This window comes from Aquiflexum sp. (genome assembly GCF_977115555.1).
In genome coordinates this window covers 1-1078 of sequence record NZ_CDSBKL010000663.1, presented here as the reverse complement: position 1 = coordinate 1078, position 1078 = coordinate 1, and the positions used below count along the sequence as shown (strand labels likewise).

Annotated in this window: 1 protein-coding gene; it reads left to right on the top strand. The window is 39.8% G+C overall.

All coding sequences use genetic code 11. The annotated features are described in order from the left end of the window. Positions 1 to 311 precede the first annotated feature (311 nt). The coding region (locus ACZFYI_RS20530) for a carboxypeptidase-like regulatory domain-containing protein (RefSeq protein ID WP_462525978.1) at positions 312 to 1078 on the top strand (767 nt) is incomplete at its 3' end.

The following is a 1078-nucleotide window of genomic DNA, read 5'->3' as shown; positions in this document are numbered from 1 at the left end:
CTCCCAAAGTCACCAATTCTTTTCCAAAGTGGGTTTGAAAATGAGCTTTGGCAGCAGTCAGACTTTCTAAAGATTCTTCTTCAGAGAGCAGATTTTTCCTGCTTAGGCCTGATACAATGAATATATCCCATCCAATTTTGAAAGGTTATTTTACCAATTCGAAACAACCGAAATAGTCTTACCATCACCCTTATTGACAATTTTATTATTTTTCTTAGAATTGATCTAAATAAATTTTGGATAAAAAACTGTCATTTCTTAATATTGTATTCTTATTTAAAATTAATCCAAATAAATACAATATATAAAACATGAAACTGGTTTTTACGATTGTAAGTGCATTGTTATTAGGGATGAATGTCTCTTTTGCGCAAAAAAATATGCTGACAGGGAAAGTTCTGGATGAGACCAAAAAGGCTGTTCCCGGTGTGGCTTTAATCTTGGAAGGCACGGTTAGAGGTGTACAATCTGATCTTTCCGGAAGCTATACGATGAGGGATATTCCTGAAGGAGAGTATGTGCTCAAGGTCAACATGCTTGGCTATGAGGAAATCAAGGTTCCTTTTTCTATAAAAGATGCTGAAAATCAAGAGCTGAACATCACTTTAAAGGAAGCGCCTCTTTCTTTGGATGCTTTTGAATTTACTGTAAGCAGGGGAATCATGGGGCAGGAACGCCTTCCTGAAGTGGACCGTTTTCGGATTAATGCCGGAAAGAAAAATGAAGTAATCCGGGTGGGAGAGATCAATGCCAATCTGGCTATGAACAATAGCCGTCAGATTTTTAGCCGGACGCCGGGTATTTCCATTTGGGAAAATGACGGTTCGGGCATACAGTTGGGAGTTGCAGCCCGAGGTTTAAATCCCAACAGGTCTTGGGAATTTAATGTCAGGATGAACGGATATGACATCACCCCTGATCCTATGGGATATCCTGAGGCATATTTCACACCTCCCATGGAAGTTGTGGAACAGATCGAAATTGTCAGGGGTGCTTCTTCAATACAATATGGCTCGCAATTTGGCGGATTGATGAACTTCGTGATGCGCAAGCCTGATAAATCCAAGCGGTTTACTTT